Consider the following 20,464-nt stretch of genomic DNA (forward strand, 5'->3'; position numbering starts at 1 on the left):
TGACGGGTGCGGGCCGATGCTCGTGGGACCCGTGTAAGAATGCTCGCGTGACCATGGGGACGGGACTGCGCTTGGTGCGCGCTGGGTTGGCGGCAAGTGTCGCCACGGGCGTAGCGCTGGCTTCTCACGTCCTAGGTGGCGGTCATGCTCCGTCTCCTGCCGGTGTGGCCGTTCCGTTGGTGTTGTCGTTCGTGGTGTGTGCGCACCTGTCGGGTCACCTGGGTTCCTGGTGGCGTACCGGCGTGGGTGTGGCGGTGAGCCAAGCGCTGTTTCACACGCTGTTTGTGGTGGGTTCGGGCGACGTAACCGTGGCATCGGGCGCTGGCGCGTCAACTGGTGCCGCGTCGCATGCGCATCACATGGCCCCGGCCACGGTGGCGGCCTCCACGTCTGAATCGATCCACGGCGCGCACGGCGGCGGTGTCATGACCCTCGCCCACGTGGTGGCCGTCGTGGCGACCACGGCCGCGCTTGTACGGCTGGACTGGGCTCTTGGCCGCGCGATGGTGGCGATTGGGGTGCTGTTTGCACCGGTCGTCGCGCTGCTGACCACCACCCCGGCGGTCACGTCCGGCGCCCGGCTTGTCGCGGTGCCGCGGACGCCGGTCCGCTTGGTGCAGTCTGTCCGTTCATGGAGTTGGAGCCTCCGCGGCCCACCTGTTCTCACGGTGTAACTCATCCCGCTGGCTGCGCCAGCGACTTTCCGCTGCCCTGACGTGGGCAGCGGCTTCACCGTTACCCCGGGGCGGATCTGCCCTGATCACTTTGAGGACTTTTCATGAACGTAGTAACCCCTGTCATGCGTTTCGCCATGGGCGGCCTGGTGGCCGTGACGTTGGCGGCCTGTTCTACCGACTCGACTCCTGCGGAGACGAGCGCCACTCCCACGCAGACCAGCCAGGCCGCGGATGCGGCGCACAGTGAGACCGCTGCACATGCCGTGACCGTGACCGATGCGTGGGTCAAGACCACGGAGGAAGGCATGACAGCCGCCTTTGGCGAACTGGTCAACAGCACCGATGAGGCCGTGGTGTTGGTCAGTGCGAGCACGCCGGCGTCCGGCATGGTGGAACTGCACGAGACGTCGATGGACGATGCGGGCGGCATGTCGATGAGCGAAAAGGAGGGCGGATTCACGATTGAGTCAGGTGACTCACTTGTGTTGGAGCCGGGTGGCAACCACATCATGCTGATGGACGTCACCACCCCCATCCTCGCCGGCGACACCGTGGCACTCACGCTCACCTTCGAGGACGGCACCACCCTCGACATCGAGGCCGCTGCCAAGGACTTCGCAGGCGCCAACGAGGAGTACGTCGAAGACGAAGACTCCATGGATATGGACCACTCCAGCGACGGCAGCGACGACCACTCCGGTCACGACCACTGACATGACTGACTCCCAGCCTCACTCGGGTGCCGGGACCTCCCGGCGGCGGCTCCTCCTTGGAGGGGCCGCCGCCGGCGTCGGCATGGCTGCGGGGGTGGGCGCGGATCGCCTTGCCCTTGCCGCCACGTCCCCCGCTCAACCCGACCCCGTCACCGCTGAAGCCACCCCGGACACCACCGGACTCAACGGCGCGCAGACCGTACCCTTCCACGGCCGCCACCAAGCGGGCATCGCCACCCCCATTGCGGCCTACGCCGCCTACGTAGCCCTCGACCTTCATGACGACGTGGACCGCGACGGTCTCCGTCGCCTCATGCGTATCCTCACCGACGACGCCCGCCGGCTCAGCGCCGGGCAAGCGGCCCTCGCGGACACCGAACCGGAACTGGCCGAAGTGACGGCGGGACTCACCGTGACCTTCGGATTCGGTCCCGGGTTCGTCACCCGCGCGGGCGGCCCCATGCCCTCTTGGCTGGCACCGCTACCCGCCTTCGAGATCGACGCACTCGACCCTGCCTGGAGCGACGGCGATCTGCTGATGATCGTGTCCGCCGACGACCAGGTCACTGTCGCCCACGCGGTGCGCATGCTGATGAAAGACAGCCGCAGCTTCACCACCCCGCGGTGGCGTCAGGATGGCTTCCGCCGCGCCTACGGCTCAGAGGTATCCGGCACCACTATGCGGAACCTGTTCGGCCAAGTGGATGGCACCACCAACCCCGAGCCAGGGACCGCGGACTTCGACTCGGTGGTGTGGAGTGACGATGGCTGGCTCGCCGGCGGCACCTCCCTGGCATTGCGCCGCATCCGCATGAACCTCGACACCTGGGACGAGGTGGACCCCACAGGCCGCTCATTCTCCGTAGGACGCCGCATTTCCGATGGCGCACCCCTCACCGGAAACAAGGAAGGAGACCTGCCGGACTTCGACGCGAAGACACCAGCCGGCCGCACCGTCATCTCACCCGTGTCCCACATCGCCCGCTCCCGCCCCGAGCAGCCGCACGAGGTCATCTTTAGGCGCGGCTACAACTATGACCTGCCGCCCGACGGCGACGGCGTCTCCGAATCCGGACTGATCTTCGCGTCGTTCCAAGCAGACGTCACCCGCCAGTTCCTCCCCATCCAGCAACGCCTCGCCGACGCGGACCTCCTCAACACCTGGACCACCCCCATCGGTTCCGCAGTGTTCGCTATCCCTCCCGGCTGCGACGAAGGCGGCTATATAGGCCAAACCCTGCTGGGGTAACGAAACCGCAATCCGCGGCCACGCCGGAGGGCGGCACGTGAACGTGCACAGTCCGGCTAACGTGGAGATATGACGTTGATGGCAACACCGGCAGCTGAGGTGCACGTAGACGACACGCTCGTGCGCTCACTGCTCGCTGCCCAACATCCCGACCTCGCCGACCTCACCCTGGGCCCACGAGTCGAAGGCTGGGACAACATCACGTACCGCCTTGGCGACACCCTCGCCGTGCGCCTCCCCCGCCGCGAAATGGGCGCCCGCATCGCCACCACCGAACTGGACTGGCTCCCGCGCATCGGCTCCCAATGGACCTTCCCCGCTCCGGTGCCCCAACGCATCGGGCAGCCCACCGACGCCTACCCATGGCGCTGGTCCGTCGTGCCGTGGATCCAAGGCGACATGGCGTACGACGCCCCGCTGAACGTTGACGGCGCACGCGACCTGGGCCATGCGCTCGCCCAAGTCCACACCACCGCGCCTAGCGACGCCCCACTCAACCCCGTCCGATCGCGCACCCTCCGCGAACGCGCCGAAACCTTCGACCACCGGCTCCGCCTCATCGAAGCCGACCACCCCATGCGGACCGCGACGCTCAGAGAAGCGTTCAGAGCGGCACTGGAAGCGGCATCGGCCCCCTCCACATGGACCCACCTGGACCTCCACGGCGAAAACGTCCTCACACGCCACGGCCGCCTGGCCGGAATCCTGGACTGGGGAGACGCCGCCGTCGGGTCACCCGCCACAGACCTGGGCCAAGCGTCAGTGCTGGTGGGACGCGAACACGTCATGCCGATGCTCGACGCGTACGCCGGAACAGCAGACCGTTCCGTCGCGACCTTCATCGCAAGCGCTGCGGGACGGCTCGCCATCCGTGCGGAAGCCCTGAACTATGCGGTCACACTCGCGGCGATGGAAGACCAGCGGTATCGCAACCCCGGCTTGCGGGCTTTGCAGGGCCTAAGCCAGCGGAGCAGTCGCACCCTGAGCTAGCGTGGGGCTATGGAATCGACCTTTGCCCCTCTCGAGACGGAACGCCTCACGTTGCGCACCATGACGCTCGACGATGCGGAGGATCTCGCAGAGCGCCGGTCCGACACCACGACCGCTCAATACCAGGCATGGCGCGCACCGTACTCCGTGGACAGGGCACGTGAACTCATCGCAGAAATCACGTCCAGGCCAGGGCCGATGCCGGGGCACTGGTACCAGCTCGCCGTGGTGCGTAAGCGTGACGGGAAGGTCCTGGGGGACGTGGCCGTCCACCTGTCACCCAATGGCAAGACCGCCGAAGTGGGCTTCACCCTGCACCCGTGGGCGCGCGGTCACCACTACGCGACCGAGGCCACCGCTCGGCTCGTGGACTATGCCGTTTTTGACCTGAACGTGCATCGTGTCGAAGCAACCACGCACCCGCACAACATTGCGTCGGTCCGGGTGTTGGAGCGCATCGGCTTCCTTGCCGAAGGTGTGCGGCGCGAGGCGTACTGGGTGGATGACGAGGTCAGCGACGACGCCATCTACGGACTGCTGGCTCGTGAGTGGCGTGCGCGCCGCGCCCAGGACTGACCCCACCTCCCCGCGCGTCTCCGGTGCTTCCCCGGCGCACCCCACGCCGCACCTCCCCGCCAAATGGCTCCATTTGGTTGTTTTAGTGCGCTAAGACAACCAAATGGAGCCATTTGAGGGAGGGGGGAAGCATGGAAGACTGTCAGGCATGGACATCTATGAGACACCGCTACCTGGCATTGGCGTCCGGTACGAGTTTCAGGCCGAAAGCGGCGACCACGTAGGCGTGGTGGTCCGCAGAGACGGCAAGCGCGACTTTGCGCTCTACGACCGGGAGGACCCGGACTCATGCCGTGGCACCGTCGAACTGTCCGAGGGCGATGCCGCGAAACTTGCTGAACTCATGGGCGGCACTTCCATCACCGCACGCCTGGCGTCGCTACGCCATCACGTCGAAGGGCTCGCGATCGAGTGGATCACCATGCCGTCGGCAGGCGGCTTGACCCACAAGACCATCGCGGACGGCCACATCCGTACGGAAACTGCGGCCTCTGTGGTCGCGGTGATCCGCAATGACGAAGGCATCCCCGGCCCGGGCCCGGACTTCACGTTCGAGCCCGGCGACACGGTGCTCGTCATGGGCAGCACCGAGTCGGTCTCTGCGGCCACCAAGATCCTGACGGGCTGACCTCATGCTGCCGCTGCCATTCGAGGTACTCCCCGAACCCGAACCCAGCCACGCCGGCGAGGTGCTCATTGAGTTGGGCATCATTCTGCTGGTGCTCGCTGGGTTGGGGCGCTTGGCGGCGCGCATCGGCATCCCCTCCATTCCGCTGTACCTGGCGGCGGGGGTCCTCATGGGCGAAGGCGGCATCATCCCCGTCTCCGCAGGGGAAGAGTTCTTGGAGGTCGGCGCCGAGATCGGCGTTGTGCTGTTGCTGTTGCTGTTGGGGCTCGAGTACTCGCCTCAAGACCTACGCAACGGCCTGAAATCGAACTGGGTTGCTGGCCTGGTCGATGGGCTCGCGAACGGTGTGCCTGGCTTTGCAGTGGGTCTGATGTTGGGGTGGTCGCCCACGGCGTCGCTGCTGCTGGCGGGCGTCACGTATATCTCGTCCTCCGGCATCATTGCGCGCCTGCTGGATGACTTTGATCGTGTGGCGAACCGCGAAACACCAGTGATCTTGTCCCTGCTGGTGATGGAGGACATCGTGATGGCGGTGTTCCTACCCATCACCGGTGTCCTGCTGGTGGGCGCCACTCTCCTGCAGGGCGCGATCGCTGCGGCCATTGCGTTGTCCCTGGTGGCGTTGGCGTTTGTGGTGTCGATGCGTTACTCGGAGCGGGTGTCTTCGATGGTGCATTCGCATTCACGCGAGCTGCTGCTGCTGAGCGTGTTGGGCCTGACGTTCCTGGTGGCGGGCCTGGCCGATGCCGTGCAGGTGTCCGCTGCGGTGGGCGCCTTCCTCTTGGGCTTGACGCTGTCGGGGCAGGTCGCGGATGACGTGCGTGGTTTGCTTCCGCCGTTGCGTGACGTGTTCGGTGGGATGTTCTTTGTGTTCTTTGGCATCACCATCAACCCGTTGGACCTGATTCCTGTGCTGCTGCCGGCGTTGGGCTTGGCCCTCATCACTGCGGTCACCAAAACGGGAACCGGCATCTTTGCGGCGAGGCGCAACGGCATCGGCCCTAAGGGTCAGTGGCGTACGGGCTTGTCGTTGATTCCTCGCGGTGAGTTTTCGATCGTGATCGCTGGCCTGGGTGTGGCTGCGGGCATTGAGCCACAGTTGGGTCCTTTCGCTGCCGCGTATGTGTTGATCTTGGCGATTGTGGGGTCGCTTGCGATGCGGTTCGCGGACAAGATTCCGATGCCGCCGTGGTTGAAGCCCCAACGCCGCACGGGAACCCGGCATCCGGTGTAGCCGGACCCCCGGTTGGGGCCGCCGCGGTGCGGAGATTTCTTGACCATCGGAGGGCATCCTCCGACGATTCGCCAAGACGCCGCAACCGTGTCTTTACCAGTGCTTTCCCGTCAAGAAAATTCTTGGAAAACTGGTCATTTCCACCCTGATTCGTGTGTGAACATTGATGCCGTCACCCCATCTGAGCGGGTGATGCGCCGGCTACGTCGCGCAGGTGGCGTAGCAAGTGGCCGAGTCCCCGTCGGTCGCCGTCCCCACCCAGGACAAGCAGGTCGCGCCTGCCCCTTGCTCAAGGACATCTCTCGAGTTCTTGTCAAGGAAGTTGTGCTGTGTTGTCGCGTTACCGCGAGATTCTCTCGCTGCCTGGTGCCCGTGCGTTCGCGATCTGGGGTTTGGTCGCTCGTCTTCAGATGGGCATGACTGGTCTTGCCACGTTCCTGCTGGTGCAGATGGAGTATGGCTCCTATGCCGCGGGCGGTGTGATGCTCGCCGCCATTTCCGTGTCGTATGTGGTGATTGCTCCGCAGGTGGCGCGGCTGGTGGACGCGCATGGTCAGGCCAAGGTGTTGCGGTGGGGCTACGCGATTGCGATTGCGGGGCGCATCGGCATGCTGGTCGCTGTCTTTGCGGGCGCACCGTTGTGGGCGCTGGTGCTGATTGCCCCCACGTTTGCGGCGGGTGGTTCGCAGTCCACATTGACGCGTGCCCGCTGGACCCACGCAGTGAAGAACGACCGCCAGTTGTCCACGGCGTTCTCGTTTGAGTCCTCGATGGAGCAGCTGCTGTGGATTGGTGGCCCTGCCGTGTCGACGGTGTTGGCGGTGTCGGTGGCGTCGTGGCTGCCGTCGGTGATCGCGTTGGTGTCGCTGGCCGTGGGCGGCTACGTGTTCTTGGCACTGAAGGCCACTGAGCCTCCTGTGCGTCGCAATAGCGCCGATGCTGGCTTGGCTGAGGCTGCGCTGTCTGTCACTCCGGCGACGGCTGGCGCTGGCGCGGCGTTGCCCACCGTTGACGCGTCTACGGTGCGTCGGGTGCGCCGCTACCGCAACCCGTTTGCTTCTAACTTGCTGCTGACGACTCCCAGCATTGCGATTGCGGCGCTGATCTTCTTGACGCAGGGCGCGATGTTCGCGTCGATCGATGCCGCGGTGGTGGCGTTTGCTGAAGCCTCGCATGCGAAGGAGATGGCTGGCATTGTGCTGGGCGTGTGGTCGGTGGGTTCGCTGGTGGGCGGCCTTGCGTATGGCGTGATGGCTTGGCGCCGGTCGTTGGCTACTCGCCTGCTGGTGGGTGTGTTCGCCACGGGTGCCTTCGCGACCATGCTGATGTTTGCGCCGTCGCTGATGCTGCTGGGTCTGCTGCTGTTCGGTATGGGTCTGTTCATTGCGCCGAACATGGTGATTGGTGACTCGATCGTGCACCGGTCGATCTCCCGGGACCGCATGACGGAGGGTATGGCGTGGACCCGTACCGGCATCGACTTGGGTGTCGCGGTGGGTGCCTGGGGTGCGGGCGTCGCTATTGATGCCGGTGGTGCGTCTGCTGGGTTTGGCGTCACGGCGCTCGCTGGCTTGACGGGAGTGGTGACGGCTTTGGCGGCATGGCGCTACTTGGCCAAGCGCACCCCGCGTTCGCAGCCGGTTACTGTGCACGTGGTGGTTCCTGGGGAAGTGGCCGATGCTCCGTTGACGGTGGAGCCTGCTGGCACTTTGTCCACGGTGGAGGCGTTGGAGATGCGCCAGCTGGTGGACGATGCGGTGCGCATGCTGGATGCTGCTCCGACGGCGGTGGATCCCGTGACCACGGCTCCGGCGGAGCCGTTGGCGTTGACGTCTCCGCTGGAAGTTGTCGCGGCGGCGCAGGCGGCTGTGAGCGCGGCCGGTGACGCTGTTGATGCGGCGGCCGATGCGCTGGCTGATGTGGCCGAGCACAGCACGCAGGCATGGGAAAGCCAAGCACCGGAGGCGCCGCCAGCGCCTCACCGTGCCGCACAATAGTGACGTGACCGCCAGTGAACTCGTGATCCGTCCCGCCACGCCCGCGGATGCCGGTGCCATCGCCGCTCTGTACAACCCATACGTACGCGACACCGTCATCACCTTCGAGTACGACGAGGTCACGGCGGACACGATGGCAGCACGCATTCAAGCAGTGCTCGACATGGACCTCCCGTACCTGGTGGCGGAGGATGAGGGTGCGATCGTCGGCTACGCCTATGCGTCCCCGTACCGCCCGCGGGCGGCGTACCTCCACTCGGTGGAAACCACGATTTACCTGGGCCATGAGGCTCGCGGGCGCGGACTTGGTCGCACGCTTTACAGTGCGCTCTTGGACGCCTTGCGCGCATCCCACGCTCATACCGCAATCTCGCTGATCGCCCTCCCGAACGACGCCTCCGTGGGACTCCACATGGCCTTGGGGTTCCGTGAAGTCGGCTACCTGGCCGAGGCCGGACGCAAGTTCGACCGGTGGATCGACGTGGGCTACTACCAGCTCAGCGTTTCTTAAGGCTCCGCGTGCCGCGCGGCATCACCCCAGGCAACACACGGTTGCCAGGCGATGTGATGTGCGCCACACTAGGCGTGTTGTCCCTGCATCATGAGGGGATGTGGATGACAACCGCGAGCGGCACGGCCGCTGAGGGAGGGGTCCGCGATGAGGGAAGCGGTTCCGGAGCAAGAGTGGTGTCGTAGCGAGCGCGAACTGCCGCACCAGAGCGCGCAGCCTGCGGGCGCGATGCTGAAGGGCGCGTCCGCAGGTTTCACGCTCCCTGAACTTCTGGTGGTGGTCGTCATCATCGGAGTTCTCGCGGCGATCGCTGTTCCGTTGTACCTAGACCAGCAAAGCAAAGCGAATGACTCTGTCGTGGAGTCCGATGCCATCAACCTGGGCAAACTGGTGTCTGCAGCCTGGATTGAAGGCGACGTCGGCTCGGTGACGGCATCAGCAGACGGCTACGCCATCGACGGCGTGGACGTGCTTTCCCGGTCTCCGGGAGTCGAGTTCGTGACGTATGTGGGCGGCACTGCCGAGAGTTGGTGTGTCCAACTGCGCCACCCGAACGGCAAGGACAACGCCAGCCCCGGCGTGCGCTTCGATTCCAACGACGGGTATGTCTCCGGCGCCGCCTGCGCCACCCCGTAGGGCCGCCTGCACCACCCCGTAGGTTCCTGCGCGTGCGACCCACCCCGCATCGCGGACACCCGCTGTGACGCCACACACGGTGACCTCACACAGTGCTGGCCGCGCCCCACAAGGACGCGGCCAGCTCTCCCTCCCCGCCCCAGCGGGGATCCCTCAACTGTGTTCTGAGACCTCGTAGATCTCATCGGGCATGGCGCCGTGCGCTTCACGGTGCACTGCCATCGGGGCTTCCGCGTCGGCCGCCTCAGACAGGCAGAAGACTTTGCCGGCTTCCTCGTCAACCCAGTACTTGATGAACGACACCCCATGGGTGTGTTGATGCGCGAGATCCTTCTCGTGCAGACCGGCCACGTCCTGTGCGGACACGCCTCCGTCGATGTTGTGGACGTCCATGTAGAGCGCCATGCGCCCTCCCTATGATGTGGGCGTCCCGCCCTCCCCGGACGGGGTGGGTCCGCCATCGAACCCACCATTCGACGCTACGCCCGCTGGCCTGGCATTGCAGGACGAAACCCGTCATCTGTTGTTTTACCAGTAAGGACCTTGCGGCTCCCCTTGCACAACAGAAGAGCCGATGCCTGGGTTTCCCCTGGCATCGGCCCTTCTGTAGCGCGTGACGCGCCCTAGGTTTACGCGGAGCGCACAGCCTTGGTGGCGTCCAGCATGTTCTTCAGCGACGCGTTGGTCTCGTCGTAACCGCGGGTCTTCAAACCGCAGTCAGGGTTGACCCACAGCTGCTTGCCGGGGATCGAGGCCTTAGCGAGCGACAGGAGCTCGGTGACTTCGTCGGTCGAGGGCACGCGGGGCGAGTGAATGTCCCACACACCGGGGCCAATTTGACGCTCGTAGCCGTGGTCCTTGATCGCGGGCAGCACTTCCATGCGGGAGCGTGCAGCCTCGATCGAGGTGACGTCGGCGTTCAGGCCGTCGATCGCGTCGATCACTTCACCGAACTCGGAGTAGCACAGGTGAGTGTGGACCTGAGTGTCGTCCTGCGCGCCGGAGGTGGCCAGGCGGAACGACTTCACGGACCAGTCCAGGTACGCGGGCTGGTCGGCCTTCTTCAGGGGCAGCAGTTCGCGCAGTGCGGGCTCGTCGACCTGAATGATGCCAATGCCGGCGTCCTCGAGGTCTTTGATCTCTCCACGCAGGGCCAGGCCCACCTGGAAGGCGGTGTCGCCCAGGGGCTGGTCGTCACGGACGAACGACCACGCGAGGATCGTGACAGGACCGGTGAGCATGCCCTTGACGGGCTTGTCGGACAGCGACTGGGCGTACTTGGCCCAGGTCACGGTCATGGCCTCGGAACGTGCCACGTCGCCCCACAGGATCGACGGGCGGGTGCAACGCGAACCGTACGACTGGACCCAGCCGTTCTTGGTGACGTCGAAGCCCTCGAGGAGCTCAGCGAAGTACTGCACCATGTCGTTGCGCTCGGCCTCACCGTGGACCAGGACGTCCAGTCCCAGGTCTTCCTGCAGCTTCACGACGGACGCGATTTCGTCCTTCATGGCCTGCTCGTAGTCCGCGTCGGACAGCTGACCCTTGGCCCACGCGGCACGTGCCTTGCGGATTTCCGGGGTCTGGGGGAACGAGCCGATGGTGGTGGTGGCAAGTTCCGGCAGGTTGAAGCGGGCGTCCTGCGCGGCGGCACGCACCGAGTATGCGGTGCGCTCGAAGTCGCCTTCCTTCACTGCGGCCAGAGCGTCGCGCACGTCGGCACGGTTGGTGCCGGGGTGCTCGGCGCGCGCCTTAAGTGCGGCGCGAGCCTCACCCAGGGCGCCGGCAACAGCCTGGTCGCCCTGGCTCAGCGCGGTCGACAGGGTCACGATCTCGGAGACCTTCTCGTCTGCGAAGGCGAGCCAGCTCAGGAGTTCCTCACCCAAGTGCTCTTCACCCTGCAGGGTGTGGGGCACGTGGAACAGCGAGGTGGACGATGCGATGGTGACGTTGGCGCCCAACGCGACCACTTCATCGGCCTTGCGCAGTGCCTCGTCGAGGTCGGTGCGCCAGATGTTGTGGCCGTCGACCACACCAGCGACGATCGTGGCGCCCTTGAGGTCCACGCCCTGGGGCACGGAACCGCGCACCAGGTCGATGCCGATGGCGTCCACGGCGGTGTTCTTCAGCACCGGCAGGGCGTCGTCGAGCGAGTTGTACGGAGCGGCGACGAACAGTGCGGGACGGGACTCCGCGGCGACCAGGGCACGGTAGACCTTGGTGGTGTTCGCGAGAACCTCGGCACGGTCGGCGTCGATGTCGGCGACCAGGATCGGCTCGTCGATCTGAACCCACTCCACACCGGCAGCCTTGAACGCAGCCAGGAGCTCGATGTAGACGGGCAGCAGGTCGTCGAGGCGATCGATGGGCTGGTAGCCCTCGGGGGCCTCGTCCGCGGCCTTCGACAGGTACAGGAACGTCAGGGGGCCGGTGATGACCGGGCGGGTGACGTAGCCGGCTTCCTTGGCTTCGATGAACTCGTCAACCCAGCGGGTCGAGTTCAGCGAGAACTCGGTGTTGGGGCCGATCTCGGGGACCAGGTAGTGGTAGTTCGAGTCGAACCACTTGGTCATTTCGAGCGGAGCCTTGTCACCCTGACCGCGGGCGATCGTCGAGTAGCCGGCCAGGTCCACGCCACCGTTAGCGTCGCGCAGGTCCGCGAAACGGGCGGGGATCGCGCCGAAGGTCACGGCGGCATCGAGCACGTGGTCGTAGAACGAGAAGTTGGACGGGATGGAGCTGTCCTCGCGGCCCAGGCCCAGCGCGGCGAGGCGGTCGCGGTTGGCGGCACGCAGATCCGCGGCGACCTTTTCCAGGTCCGCCTCGGTGGAGTTGCCCTTCCAGAACGACTCAAGTGCCCGCTTGAGCTCACGCATTCGGCCGATGCGCGGGTATCCAAGAATGGTGCCACCGGGGAAGGCGGGCGCAGGGGCAGAGGACTGAGTGAATTCAGACATGGTTCCTCATTGGAGGTTTGGGGTGCGCGGCGGGCTCGCCATTGCGCTTGGTCGACGCGCGTCTACGCAGCGCCGAGGGGTGCGATTCGCGAGTCTAGCGTCAGGATGTCCGTTTGGCTACCACAGGTTTGGCAGTTGGGCACCTACCAGCGTGCGAGCATGGGGGCATGGCTGAAGAGATCACGAAGAAGCAGGTCACTCTGGTGCGCGAGGCGGAGGGTGTCTATGTGGCACGCAACGCGGAAGGCGCCGAGTACCGCTTTGGGTACAACGTCGAGGGTGCGTTGAGTGCGGTCGACCTGCTGCTGGCGGCGATCGCTGGCTGTTCGGCCACGGATCTGGACATGATGACGTCGCGCCGTGCCGAGCCGGAGCACTTCACCGCGACAGTGAACGCCGACAAGGTGGGCGGCTCCACGCCCGCGATCTTGCGCGACATCGATGTGGCGTTTGACGTGGCGTTCCCGGAGGGTGCCGATGGCGACAAGGCTCGCGCCCGCATTGCCGCAGCCCTGAAGGCTGCTGAGGAGAAGACCTGCACGGTGTCCCGCACCGTGGTGCACGGCGCAGAGGTCACCCTCCGCGAGGTCTAACCCCAAGCATCGGCCCGTACCCACCACCGTCCCCCCTTCCGTCAAATGGCTCCATTTGGCTGTTATAGCTAGCTAAAACCACCAAATGGAGCCATTTGACGGGGAGAGTTGCGCGGGGTGACGGGGAGAGTTACGCGGGGTGATCGCGCAGCGGCAACTCCCGCACCAAGTCCAACGCAGCCTCATGCTTGTTGAACGTGATGACATGGATCCCCGGTGCACCGGCATCCAGCAGTCCACATGACAGGCGCGCGGCGTGCGCGACACCTGCGGCGCGTGCGGCGGCGTTGTCTTCCGCAGCTTCCAAGTCCGCGATGATCTCCACCGGGGTAGCGACGCCAGTGATCTGTGCGGCGCGGTGCGCACGCTGCACGGTCGCCAGCGGCATCACCTCCGGGATGATCGGAATGGTGATGCCCTCCGCAACGGCGTCCTCAACGAGCGATGTGTACTGCGCGATGTCGTAGAAAACCTGAGTGATCGCGAAGTCTGCGCCCGCGTCCTGCTTGGACCGCAACACTTCGAGACCCTGGTCACGCCATTGAGGCATGACGTGCTGGGCGGGAAAGGCCGCGACACCGATGGACAGGTTGTCGATGCCGTGCGCGCCAGCAACCTCACGCAGCAAGGTGACGAGCTCGTAGGCGTAACGCAGGCCGTCAGGATGGGGATGCCAGTTGGCTTGGCCAGCAGGCGGGTCGCCGCGCAGGGCAAGGAAGTCGAGCACGCCTTCTTCGAGGTACTCCTCGATGACCTGGATCACTTCTGCGCGGGACTGGTCCACGCAGGTGAGGTGCGCCAGCGGCGGGATGGTGTGGGACTCGGCGAGCTTCTGCACCACGCCGCGGGAGGTGTCGCGGGTCGCTCCGGCAGCGCCGTAGGTGATGGAGATGAAGTCAGGATCCGTGTCTGCGAGCGTGCGCATGGTTGCTTCGAGGGTCGACTCGGCCGCAGGCGTGCGGGGAGGGAACAGCTCGTAGCTAAGAGTGGGCTTGTGCGCACTCAGGAGTTCACGGATCGTCATAGCGGTCGCCACAATAGCGGACAAGTGGTCGGGTTCGGGAGGGCCGATGCGCAACTTCCTTCCCCAGGACGCTCTCGCCTCGCATGCCTTCCACCAGGTGCGGCGCCAGATGGTGCCATGTCACTGGGCTCGCGCACACTGGAGCCATGATCACCGAAACAAACGACCTAGTGCGGTGCTTTGGTGCGGGAGACGACCTGTACGAGCGCTATCACGATCACGAATGGGGCCACCAGGTTCACGGGGAGGCGGAACTGTTTGAACGACTCACGCTAGAAGGGTTTCAGTCTGGCTTGTCCTGGCTGACGATCCTGCGCAAGCGGGAGGGATTCCGGGCGGCCTTCGCGAACTTTGACCCCACGACAGTCGCAGGCTTCACGGATGCCGACGTCGAGCGCCTCATGAACGATGCCGCCATTGTGCGCAACCGCCGCAAGATTGAAGCCGCGATCACGAACGCCCGCGCGCTGGTTGAGCTTCACCGCAACGGCGAAACCCTCGACAAGGTGATCTGGTCGCACACTCCCGGCCCCCGTCCCGGACCACCGGCGGACTGGACAGAGGTGCCAGCCTCAACCGAGGAGTCCAAGGCCCTCGCCAAGGAACTCAAACGCCGAGGGTTCGCGTTCGTGGGCCCCACCACCATGTACGCGTTGATGCAGGCAATCGGCATGGTTGACGACCACATTGCTGGATGCGTCGCAGCACGCAGCGACGCCTAGGAGTGCCGCTGAGCGGGGGCCGATGCCGTGAGGTCTAGCAATACGCCTTGCGGTGGCGTTCGCGTGCGTCCTCCAGGAGCGCCTCGACGATGCGCTTGTCAGCGGGCAGCCACGCCACGTCACGCCACCCACCGGGCTCAAGCGTGCGCAGCAAGTCGTGGTCTTCCAAAGGCCGGGGCTCCACGAGCGCACCATCCGCGCCCGGCATGATGGTCGCCCACCACACGCGCATCACCAGACGGTCCACGTCTGCGTCACCGGGACGAAGCATCCACACCGGCTCATCGCCACACTGGTCCTCGACCCCGCGACCGTCATCCGGTCCTACGAGTTCGTCGCCAATCTCGATCTCGACGCCCAGTTCCTCGCGCAGTTCACGACGCAAAGCCTGCTCGGGGCTCTCCCCCCGCTCCACTTTGCCGCCGGGGAACTCCCACAGTCCCGCCAGCGCAGACGGGGCAGTTCGCCGCGCCGCAAGAAGTGTCCGCGGGGCCCCAAGATCATCCGTAATAGCCGCTGCCACTACGAGCCGCGTCGACACACCCACCGCGAGACCTACTCAGTCTTGTCCGCGTACTCGTCCGGATCCATCAAGTCCTGCGCGGACTCGCTGAGCTCGACCTTGAAGATCCAGCCCTCGCCATACACGTCAGAGTTGATGAGGTCTGGAGCGTTCTCCAACTGCGGGTTAACCTCCGTCACAGCGCCAGTCACCGGCGAATACAGCTCGGAGACAGCCTTCGTGGACTCAAGTTCACCGCACACGTCCCCGGCCTTGACCTCGTCACCTACGGAAGGTGCCTCGACATAGACCACATCACCCAGAGCATCGGCCGCATAATCCGTGATGCCCACCGTGACTACGGAGCCAGGAGATACGTCGCCACGCACCCACTCGTGCTCCTCCGAGTACAGCAAGTTGTCAGGAATCTCCGCCATTGGTGCCACCTTTCGACGCTGGAGGAACTCTCACCTTTGAGGCTACGCGCCCCGTCGGTAGAACGGTAGCGCGATTACGCGCATGGGTTCACGCCTGCCACGCACATCGGCCGCTAGCTCCGTGCCCGGCTCCGCGTGAGAACGCGCCACATACGCCATGGCCACGGGCTTCCCCAGCGTTGGCGACGGCAGTCCTGACGTCACCACGCCCACCGTCGCACCATCTGCGTCGACCACGGTGTACCCCGCACGAGCAGCACGTCGGCCCTCACCCACCAGGCCTACCAAGACCTCGGCGGTCCCGGACCCCTTCACAGCGGCCAACGTGTCGCGGCCCACAAAGTCGCCACGTTCCGGACCGTCTGCCCGGCCAAAGTTCACGACCCGGCCCAAGCCCGCCTCGAAGGGACTACGGTCACGCGACAGCTCATTGCCGTACAGCGGCATGCCCGCTTCCAAACGCAACGAGTCGCGTGACGCCAGCCCACACGGCACCAGGCCGGCATCCGCGCCATGCGCCACCGCAAGGTCCCACACATCTGCCGCGAGGTCAGCGGGCACGAACAGCTCGAAACCGTCTTCCCCGGTGTATCCCGTACGGGCGACAAAGGCATGCATCCCACCGTGCAACAGGACGTTCGCGGCCGTGTAGTACTTGAGCGCGGGCGGATCTTCAGCACCGATCTCACACATCGCCGTCACAATGTCGACAGCGCGGGGACCTTGCACCGCAATCAGTGCAATAGCAGCGGTTTCGTCTGCAACCTCAGCATCGAAACCCCCCGCCGCAATGCGGGCCCGCAACTCTTCTACGACCGTCTCGCGGTTGGAGGCGTTGGCGACCACCATGAAGTGTTCCCAGTCGCGGCGGTACACCACCAGGTCATCGAGGACTCCACCCTGAGGTGTGCAGATCATCGTGTACTTCGCGGCCCACAGCTTCATGCGGCTCATGTGCCCCACGAGCGCATAGTCCAGGGCCGCTGCAGCGTCAGGACCGGTGACCATCAGCTCGCCCATGTGGGACAAGTCAAAGAGCCCCGCCGCCGTGCGCACAGCGTGGTGTTCAGCCACATCAGAGGTGTACCGCAACGGCATCTGCCATCCGGCAAAGTCGACGATCGTGGCACCTAGTTCACGGTGCTTGTCCAGCAGGGGCGTGCTCAGTTCGCTCACGGCACCAACCTACGCGACGTGTCGCGGATTCTCGTGCCTACCCGCCGACGCCGGCTACCGCAATCACGATCACGATGCCCGCCGTCATCACCACTGCGGTGACCGCTGCGACGACCGCCACGATGAGGGTGCGTTTGCGACGCTGCGCGACCCGGCGACGGGCGGCCTCTTCTGGGGAGGACACCACATCCGCGGCGCCCGGTCCGGCTGCACCCGGGGCGCCCGCCTGAGAGCCAAACCCTGCCGGGAGTGCGCTCGACACGGCGGGAGCCTGTCGGGCCTGGTAAGGAGCCTCTTTGTCGCCTGGGGCGACGCTCGGTGCTGCGACGGTGTTTGCCGTTGGCAGCGAGTAGCCGGGCGGGAGCGCCGAGCGGGTCCGTGGGGAGCGAGTGGGGCGGGGATGGACCGGCGCCGTCGGGGTGGAATCGGGCCGGGGCGGCGCACTCGCCGGAGGCAACGCCGAGGTTCCAAGTGCGCGGCGAGACGACATGACCGTGGAGTCATCGTTGTCGCTGGGCGCGACCGGAGTGGCGCTTGCGCGGCGAGACGACATGACGGTCGAGTCGTCGTCTGCCTGCAGACGCGAACTGCGGCGGGCAGACATCACTGTGTGGTCGTTGTCCGCATCATCCTGGGAGCCGGGTGCGGGAGTGCCGGTGGCAGCAGCACGCCGCGTCGACATGACCGTGTGGTCGTCGTCCTGCGCGCCAGCAGCACGCCTGGTCGACATGACTGTGTGGTCGTCGTCCTGCGCGCCAGCGGCACGCCTGGTGGAGATCACGGTCGCATCGTCCAGGTCGGGGTTGTGGTGCTCGTGAGCCGTCCGGCGCGTGGACATCACCGTGTGGTCGTCGTCGAGGTGGTCGTCGTCGAGGTGCTCGTCAGGGGTCGATGTCATCGGTCCACCTGCCGACGAGAACTCGCGACCGTGTCGTCGTCTTCCCACTGCTCACCGAACAGGGTCCAGGGGCTGACGTCCACACCGGGTGGCGTGACGGCGGTCAGGACGTCGGCGACCACCACGGTGACGTTGTCGTTCGTGGTGAGCGCTAGCGCCGTGTCCACCAGTCGGCTGGCGGCTTCCTGTGGCGTTCCCGCGTATGCGGCAGTGAGGCCGATGCGGCGGTCGTCCACGACCTTGGTGAGGCCGTCGCTCGCGATCACCAGGCGGGCTCCGGGGCTGACAGGAACGAGCCACGAGTCAAAGTCCGGAAGGCCGTCCCCGATGGCGCGGGTGACGATGTTGCGGTCTGGGTGGCGTTCCGCTTCGGCCGCGGTGATGCGGCCCGCATCGACGAGGTCTTGAACGTGGGAATGGTCGCGAGTGACCTGGTAGGCAACGTCACCGTCGATCACGTAGGTCCGCGAGTCGCCCACGTTGATGACCATCCACCAGGGTGCGCCAGCGTGCTCGACGGCGATGGCGCCGGTCACGGTAGTCCCGGACTCGCCGCCCACGGAACGTGAGACTTCCAGCACCGCCGCTTGGGACTTCACCACAGCATCGGCTACCTGCTCCGGGCTCACGGTGGGGAGGTCTGCCAGTTCAGAAAACACGTCGATCACGGCAGCGGAGGCCGCAGCGCCGGCGTGATGACCGCCCATGCCGTCAGCGACGATGTGGACGGCGCCTCGGGACAAGAAGGCGTCCTCGTTGCGGGCGCGTGGACCTTGGTCGGTGGCCCCCGCCCCAGCCGACCACGGTGCCGCCTGGGTCATCCGCGGCCCTCGTCCTGGCTGATGGTCGCTTCCAAGTCTCCCAGGATCAACACGCCTTCGACGCGCGCGAGGGTGCCCACGACCACTTCCGATTCGCGGCCGGCGTCGTCACGCAGGTAGGTGCCGTTCGTCGAGCCGAGGTCGGTGACGTGCCAGGCACCCTCCAGCAACTGCAAGGTGGCGTGCTTTTTCGACATCGTTCGGGTTTCGTCGACGATGCCGAGCACCCCGGTGTTGTTGGCGCTCTTGCGTCCCAAGGTGATGACGTCTCCGACGAGCGCATAGGACTCACCGCCGTCGACGTGCAAGCTCCACGAGGTGCGCCGGCGGCTCGCGATCACGGTGTGGTCGTCGTCGGATTCCTCAACGCTGGGTTGACTCTGCGGGGCAGACGAGGCGATCGGGGCGACGACGACCGGTGCCGGAGGCACCGGCGAGGCAGGTGCGGCGGTTGAGCGGCGCAGCTCCGGGATGGGCTGGGTTGCGGGGTCAGGCTCGGGAGCCGATGCTGCGGCTGGCTCAGGTGCGGACGCCTGGACGGGAGCCGGCGGCACATCGGCGACGGGCTCGGGCGCTGGGGGTGCAGGAGGGGCAGGCGGTGCCACGGGCTCGGGCGGCGTTGACGCGACGGGCTCGGGTGCCGAGGGTGCAGGCGCTGGAGGAGCAGGCGCTGGGGGTGCCGGCGGAACATCCGGCACTTCCTGTGCGACGGGCGCGGCAGGCGCGTCCGTGGCAGGCTCCTGCGCGGCCTGGGCGCGGGCCTGAACGAGCCAGTCAGGCTCGGGCGCGGAGTCGTGCACGGGGACGGCGTACGGCGACACCGGGGGTGCTGACGGTGCCGGAGGTGCAGGCGGGGCCTCGGGCGCCGATGCCTCCGCTACTGGCGCTGGCGGGTCCGCGATGGGAGGGGCCGGAGCCACGGGTGGCGCTGGAGGGGCAGGTGGCGTGGGTGGGGTCGAGTCTTGCGCCGCGGGCGGCGCAGCCGGCGCGGGCGCAGAACCAGCCCATCCCGGAGGCATCCCGATGACGGAGTTGTCCTGAGGAGCCGGGGTGGACGGTGCGGACGCTGGGGGCGCGGGAGGAACGTCGACTGGCGGTGCGGGGACCGCATCCACCGGGGGTGGAGGCACATCAGCCCCTGTCGCGGGCAAACCGGCAGGCGGGGGCGGGACGTGGGCACCAGTGACAGGAGCACCGGTGGGCGGACCAGCGGGCGCCGGAGGAACCTGCGGGCTGGGGGCCGACGGAGTCGCGATCACAGTCTCGTCCCCAGGCTCGACCTCCGCGCGGGCCCAACCCCACGCAGGCGCAGCGGCAGGTTCCTCAGACGCGGGCGGCGCAGGCGGCGCCGGCGGGGCGGGCTGCGGTGGGTTGTCCGAGCGGAACCAGGACTGCGACATGTCTGTCTCCTCAGTGGCGGCGGCCGTGTCGTGTGAAGGTGCGGAAAGTTCAGGGGACGCGGGGCCCGTCATGGGCGAAGGCGCGTGTGGGGGGACGGAAGGTGCGGAGGGCGCGGAGTTCTCCACGGACGGAACGGCGGGGGCTCCTGGCGCGGAAGCAACGGCAGCGGGCTCCTGCGCGGCAACGGGCTCATGCGCAGCAAAGGGAGCCGGAGCGACCCCTGCGCGGGCAGCAGCGCGAGCGGCCGCATCGGTCCTCCCCGTCATCCCGTACGGCCCCCAGCCCAGGATGGAGGCCCACACCGGCGGGCAAATCGCGGCGATCCAGGTCAGCGCAGCGGGGGCGTGAACGCGCAGCTCAATCGTGCCGGCGCCGTAGATCCACAGCACCCACCCCACGGTGGCGCTCGTCACGAACACCAGGAGTCCAACGACAACAAGTGCACGCTGCCACGGCTCGCCGCTGTCGGCGTGGAGCGCGATCATCCACCCGCCCACGTATGCGGGAAGCGCACCCGTGGCGGACAGACCGCGGGCAAGTCCCACAGCAATGGTGGACATTCGTGCTGCACGAGCAGCCTCGATCCATCGCAGGACCGGAACAAAAACCAGGGCTCCGTTGCCGCCGATCTTGCCAAGCAAGGCACGCAAAGCAAGCCCCATCCACACCAGGTGAACGAGACTCGCACCAGCGATGACGCTGAGAAGAACGACGAGAGTCAT

General features: G+C 66.4%; 21 protein-coding genes. 12 read left to right on the plus strand and 9 right to left on the minus strand.

Going from position 1 to position 20,464, the window contains the following annotated elements; translation table 11 throughout:
- Nucleotides 1–47 precede the first annotated feature (47 nt).
- From ON058_RS01265 to ON058_RS01310, 10 genes are all read left to right on the plus strand, one after another.
- Entirely contained in the window at nucleotides 48–674 is a 627-nt protein-coding gene (locus ON058_RS01265; RefSeq protein ID WP_274667215.1) for a hypothetical protein, read from the plus strand.
- A 104-nt stretch (nucleotides 675–778) separates the two neighbouring features.
- Nucleotides 779–1,390: a copper chaperone PCu(A)C gene (locus ON058_RS01270; protein ID WP_274667216.1), complete on the plus strand. Its 612-nt coding sequence runs from the start codon at nucleotides 779–781 to the stop codon at nucleotides 1,388–1,390.
- A gap of 1 nt (nucleotide 1,391) precedes the next feature.
- Nucleotides 1,392–2,639 carry a Dyp-type peroxidase gene (locus tag ON058_RS01275; protein WP_274667217.1) on the plus strand — a complete coding sequence of 416 codons (1,248 nt, stop codon included), beginning with the start codon at nucleotides 1,392–1,394 and terminating at the stop codon, nucleotides 2,637–2,639.
- A gap of 78 nt (nucleotides 2,640–2,717) precedes the next feature.
- Complete coding sequence (locus ON058_RS01280) at nucleotides 2,718–3,629, plus strand: phosphotransferase (RefSeq protein ID WP_274667218.1); 912 nt, start codon at nucleotides 2,718–2,720, stop codon at nucleotides 3,627–3,629.
- Between the two features lie 9 nt (nucleotides 3,630–3,638).
- Nucleotides 3,639–4,205 (plus strand): GNAT family N-acetyltransferase, encoded by a 567-nt coding sequence (locus ON058_RS01285; RefSeq protein ID WP_274667219.1) that lies wholly within the window; start codon nucleotides 3,639–3,641, stop codon nucleotides 4,203–4,205.
- 148 nt (nucleotides 4,206–4,353) lie between these two features.
- Complete coding sequence (locus ON058_RS01290; RefSeq protein WP_274667220.1) at nucleotides 4,354–4,833, plus strand: cation:proton antiporter regulatory subunit; 480 nt, start codon at nucleotides 4,354–4,356, stop codon at nucleotides 4,831–4,833.
- 4 nt (nucleotides 4,834–4,837) lie between these two features.
- Nucleotides 4,838–6,067, plus strand: coding sequence for a cation:proton antiporter (locus ON058_RS01295; RefSeq protein WP_274667221.1), 1,230 nt, complete (start codon nucleotides 4,838–4,840; stop codon nucleotides 6,065–6,067).
- Nucleotides 6,068–6,396: 329 nt separating this feature from the next.
- Nucleotides 6,397–8,064: an MFS transporter gene (locus ON058_RS01300; RefSeq protein ID WP_274667222.1), complete on the plus strand. Its 1,668-nt coding sequence runs from the start codon at nucleotides 6,397–6,399 to the stop codon at nucleotides 8,062–8,064.
- A 4-nt stretch (nucleotides 8,065–8,068) separates the two neighbouring features.
- A complete protein-coding gene (locus ON058_RS01305; protein WP_274667223.1) occupies nucleotides 8,069–8,575 on the plus strand; it encodes a GNAT family N-acetyltransferase in 507 nt (168 codons plus the stop codon).
- A 147-nt stretch (nucleotides 8,576–8,722) separates the two neighbouring features.
- The gene (locus tag ON058_RS01310) at nucleotides 8,723–9,211 is read left to right on the plus strand and encodes a prepilin-type N-terminal cleavage/methylation domain-containing protein (protein ID WP_274667224.1); all 489 of its coding nucleotides are present in this window, start codon (nucleotides 8,723–8,725) and stop codon (nucleotides 9,209–9,211) included.
- 153 nt (nucleotides 9,212–9,364) lie between these two features.
- Here ON058_RS01310 and ON058_RS01315 read toward each other — a convergent pair whose 3' ends face one another.
- Both ON058_RS01315 and metE read right to left on the minus strand, forming a co-directional pair.
- Entirely contained in the window at nucleotides 9,365–9,616 is a 252-nt protein-coding gene (locus ON058_RS01315; RefSeq protein ID WP_274667225.1) for a DUF4242 domain-containing protein, read from the minus strand.
- A gap of 224 nt (nucleotides 9,617–9,840) precedes the next feature.
- Nucleotides 9,841–12,168, minus strand: a complete 2,328-nt coding sequence (gene metE, locus ON058_RS01320; protein ID WP_274667226.1) for a 5-methyltetrahydropteroyltriglutamate--homocysteine S-methyltransferase — start codon at nucleotides 12,166–12,168, stop codon at nucleotides 9,841–9,843.
- Nucleotides 12,169–12,335: 167 nt separating this feature from the next.
- Here metE and ON058_RS01325 point away from each other — a divergent pair, with 167 nt between their 5' ends.
- Complete coding sequence (locus ON058_RS01325) at nucleotides 12,336–12,761, plus strand: OsmC family protein (RefSeq protein WP_274667227.1); 426 nt, start codon at nucleotides 12,336–12,338, stop codon at nucleotides 12,759–12,761.
- 130 nt (nucleotides 12,762–12,891) lie between these two features.
- Here ON058_RS01325 and ON058_RS01330 read toward each other — a convergent pair whose 3' ends face one another.
- Nucleotides 12,892–13,839: a methylenetetrahydrofolate reductase gene (locus ON058_RS01330; protein WP_274667228.1), complete on the minus strand. Its 948-nt coding sequence runs from the start codon at nucleotides 13,837–13,839 to the stop codon at nucleotides 12,892–12,894.
- A 92-nt stretch (nucleotides 13,840–13,931) separates the two neighbouring features.
- On the opposite strand from ON058_RS01330, the gene ON058_RS01335 reads away from it, so the two are divergent.
- Nucleotides 13,932–14,507, plus strand: coding sequence for a DNA-3-methyladenine glycosylase I (locus ON058_RS01335; RefSeq protein WP_274667229.1), 576 nt, complete (start codon nucleotides 13,932–13,934; stop codon nucleotides 14,505–14,507).
- Nucleotides 14,508–14,541: 34 nt separating this feature from the next.
- Here ON058_RS01335 and ON058_RS01340 read toward each other — a convergent pair whose 3' ends face one another.
- The 6 genes from ON058_RS01340 to ON058_RS01365 are packed head-to-tail and all read right to left on the minus strand — an operon-like array spanning nucleotide 14,542 to nucleotide 20,464.
- Nucleotides 14,542–15,054, minus strand: a complete 513-nt coding sequence (locus ON058_RS01340) for a (deoxy)nucleoside triphosphate pyrophosphohydrolase (protein ID WP_342452944.1) — start codon at nucleotides 15,052–15,054, stop codon at nucleotides 14,542–14,544.
- 8 nt (nucleotides 15,055–15,062) lie between these two features.
- Nucleotides 15,063–15,446: a glycine cleavage system protein GcvH gene (gene gcvH, locus ON058_RS01345; RefSeq protein WP_274667230.1), complete on the minus strand. Its 384-nt coding sequence runs from the start codon at nucleotides 15,444–15,446 to the stop codon at nucleotides 15,063–15,065.
- A 42-nt stretch (nucleotides 15,447–15,488) separates the two neighbouring features.
- On the minus strand, nucleotides 15,489–16,622 hold the full coding sequence (gene gcvT / locus ON058_RS01350; protein ID WP_274667231.1) for a glycine cleavage system aminomethyltransferase GcvT: 1,134 nt from the start codon (nucleotides 16,620–16,622) through the stop codon (nucleotides 15,489–15,491).
- A gap of 37 nt (nucleotides 16,623–16,659) precedes the next feature.
- Entirely contained in the window at nucleotides 16,660–17,520 is an 861-nt protein-coding gene (locus tag ON058_RS01355) for a hypothetical protein (RefSeq protein ID WP_274667232.1), read from the minus strand.
- A complete protein-coding gene (locus ON058_RS01360; protein WP_274667233.1) occupies nucleotides 17,517–18,341 on the minus strand; it encodes a PP2C family serine/threonine-protein phosphatase in 825 nt (274 codons plus the stop codon). Before ON058_RS01360 ends, ON058_RS01355 begins: the two co-directional genes overlap by 4 nt.
- The gene (locus tag ON058_RS01365) at nucleotides 18,338–20,464 is read right to left on the minus strand and encodes an FHA domain-containing protein (protein ID WP_274667234.1); all 2,127 of its coding nucleotides are present in this window, start codon (nucleotides 20,462–20,464) and stop codon (nucleotides 18,338–18,340) included. The genes ON058_RS01360 and ON058_RS01365 overlap by 4 nt, the downstream gene beginning before the upstream one ends.

Source organism: Demequina sp. B12 (assembly GCF_028823635.1).
In the GTDB taxonomy this organism is placed as follows: domain Bacteria; phylum Actinomycetota; class Actinomycetes; order Actinomycetales; family Demequinaceae; genus Demequina.

What these genes read in the sequence shown, in the direction of transcription:
- ON058_RS01270 (WP_274667216.1), top strand. Translation starts at nt 779, where the DNA reads ATGAACGTAGTAACCCCTGTCATGCGTTTCGCCATGGGCGGCCTGGTG.
- ON058_RS01275 (WP_274667217.1), top strand. Translation starts at nt 1,392, where the DNA reads ATGACTGACTCCCAGCCTCACTCGGGTGCCGGGACCTCCCGGCGGCGG.
- ON058_RS01280 (WP_274667218.1), top strand. Translation starts at nt 2,718, where the DNA reads ATGGCAACACCGGCAGCTGAGGTGCACGTAGACGACACGCTCGTGCGC.
- ON058_RS01285 (WP_274667219.1), top strand. Translation starts at nt 3,639, where the DNA reads ATGGAATCGACCTTTGCCCCTCTCGAGACGGAACGCCTCACGTTGCGC.
- ON058_RS01290 (WP_274667220.1), top strand. Translation starts at nt 4,354, where the DNA reads ATGGACATCTATGAGACACCGCTACCTGGCATTGGCGTCCGGTACGAG.
- ON058_RS01295 (WP_274667221.1), top strand. Translation starts at nt 4,838, where the DNA reads ATGCTGCCGCTGCCATTCGAGGTACTCCCCGAACCCGAACCCAGCCAC.
- ON058_RS01310 (WP_274667224.1), top strand. Translation starts at nt 8,723, where the DNA reads ATGAGGGAAGCGGTTCCGGAGCAAGAGTGGTGTCGTAGCGAGCGCGAA.
- ON058_RS01315 (WP_274667225.1), bottom strand. Translation starts at nt 9,616, where the DNA reads ATGGCGCTCTACATGGACGTCCACAACATCGACGGAGGCGTGTCCGCA.
- metE (WP_274667226.1), bottom strand. Translation starts at nt 12,168, where the DNA reads ATGTCTGAATTCACTCAGTCCTCTGCCCCTGCGCCCGCCTTCCCCGGT.
- ON058_RS01325 (WP_274667227.1), top strand. Translation starts at nt 12,336, where the DNA reads ATGGCTGAAGAGATCACGAAGAAGCAGGTCACTCTGGTGCGCGAGGCG.
- ON058_RS01335 (WP_274667229.1), top strand. Translation starts at nt 13,932, where the DNA reads ATGATCACCGAAACAAACGACCTAGTGCGGTGCTTTGGTGCGGGAGAC.
- gcvH (WP_274667230.1), bottom strand. Translation starts at nt 15,446, where the DNA reads ATGGCGGAGATTCCTGACAACTTGCTGTACTCGGAGGAGCACGAGTGG.
- ON058_RS01355 (WP_274667232.1), bottom strand. Translation starts at nt 17,520, where the DNA reads ATGACATCGACCCCTGACGAGCACCTCGACGACGACCACCTCGACGAC.
- ON058_RS01360 (WP_274667233.1), bottom strand. Translation starts at nt 18,341, where the DNA reads ATGACCCAGGCGGCACCGTGGTCGGCTGGGGCGGGGGCCACCGACCAA.
- ON058_RS01365 (WP_274667234.1), bottom strand. Translation starts at nt 20,464, where the DNA reads ATGACTCTCGTCGTTCTTCTCAGCGTCATCGCTGGTGCGAGTCTCGTT.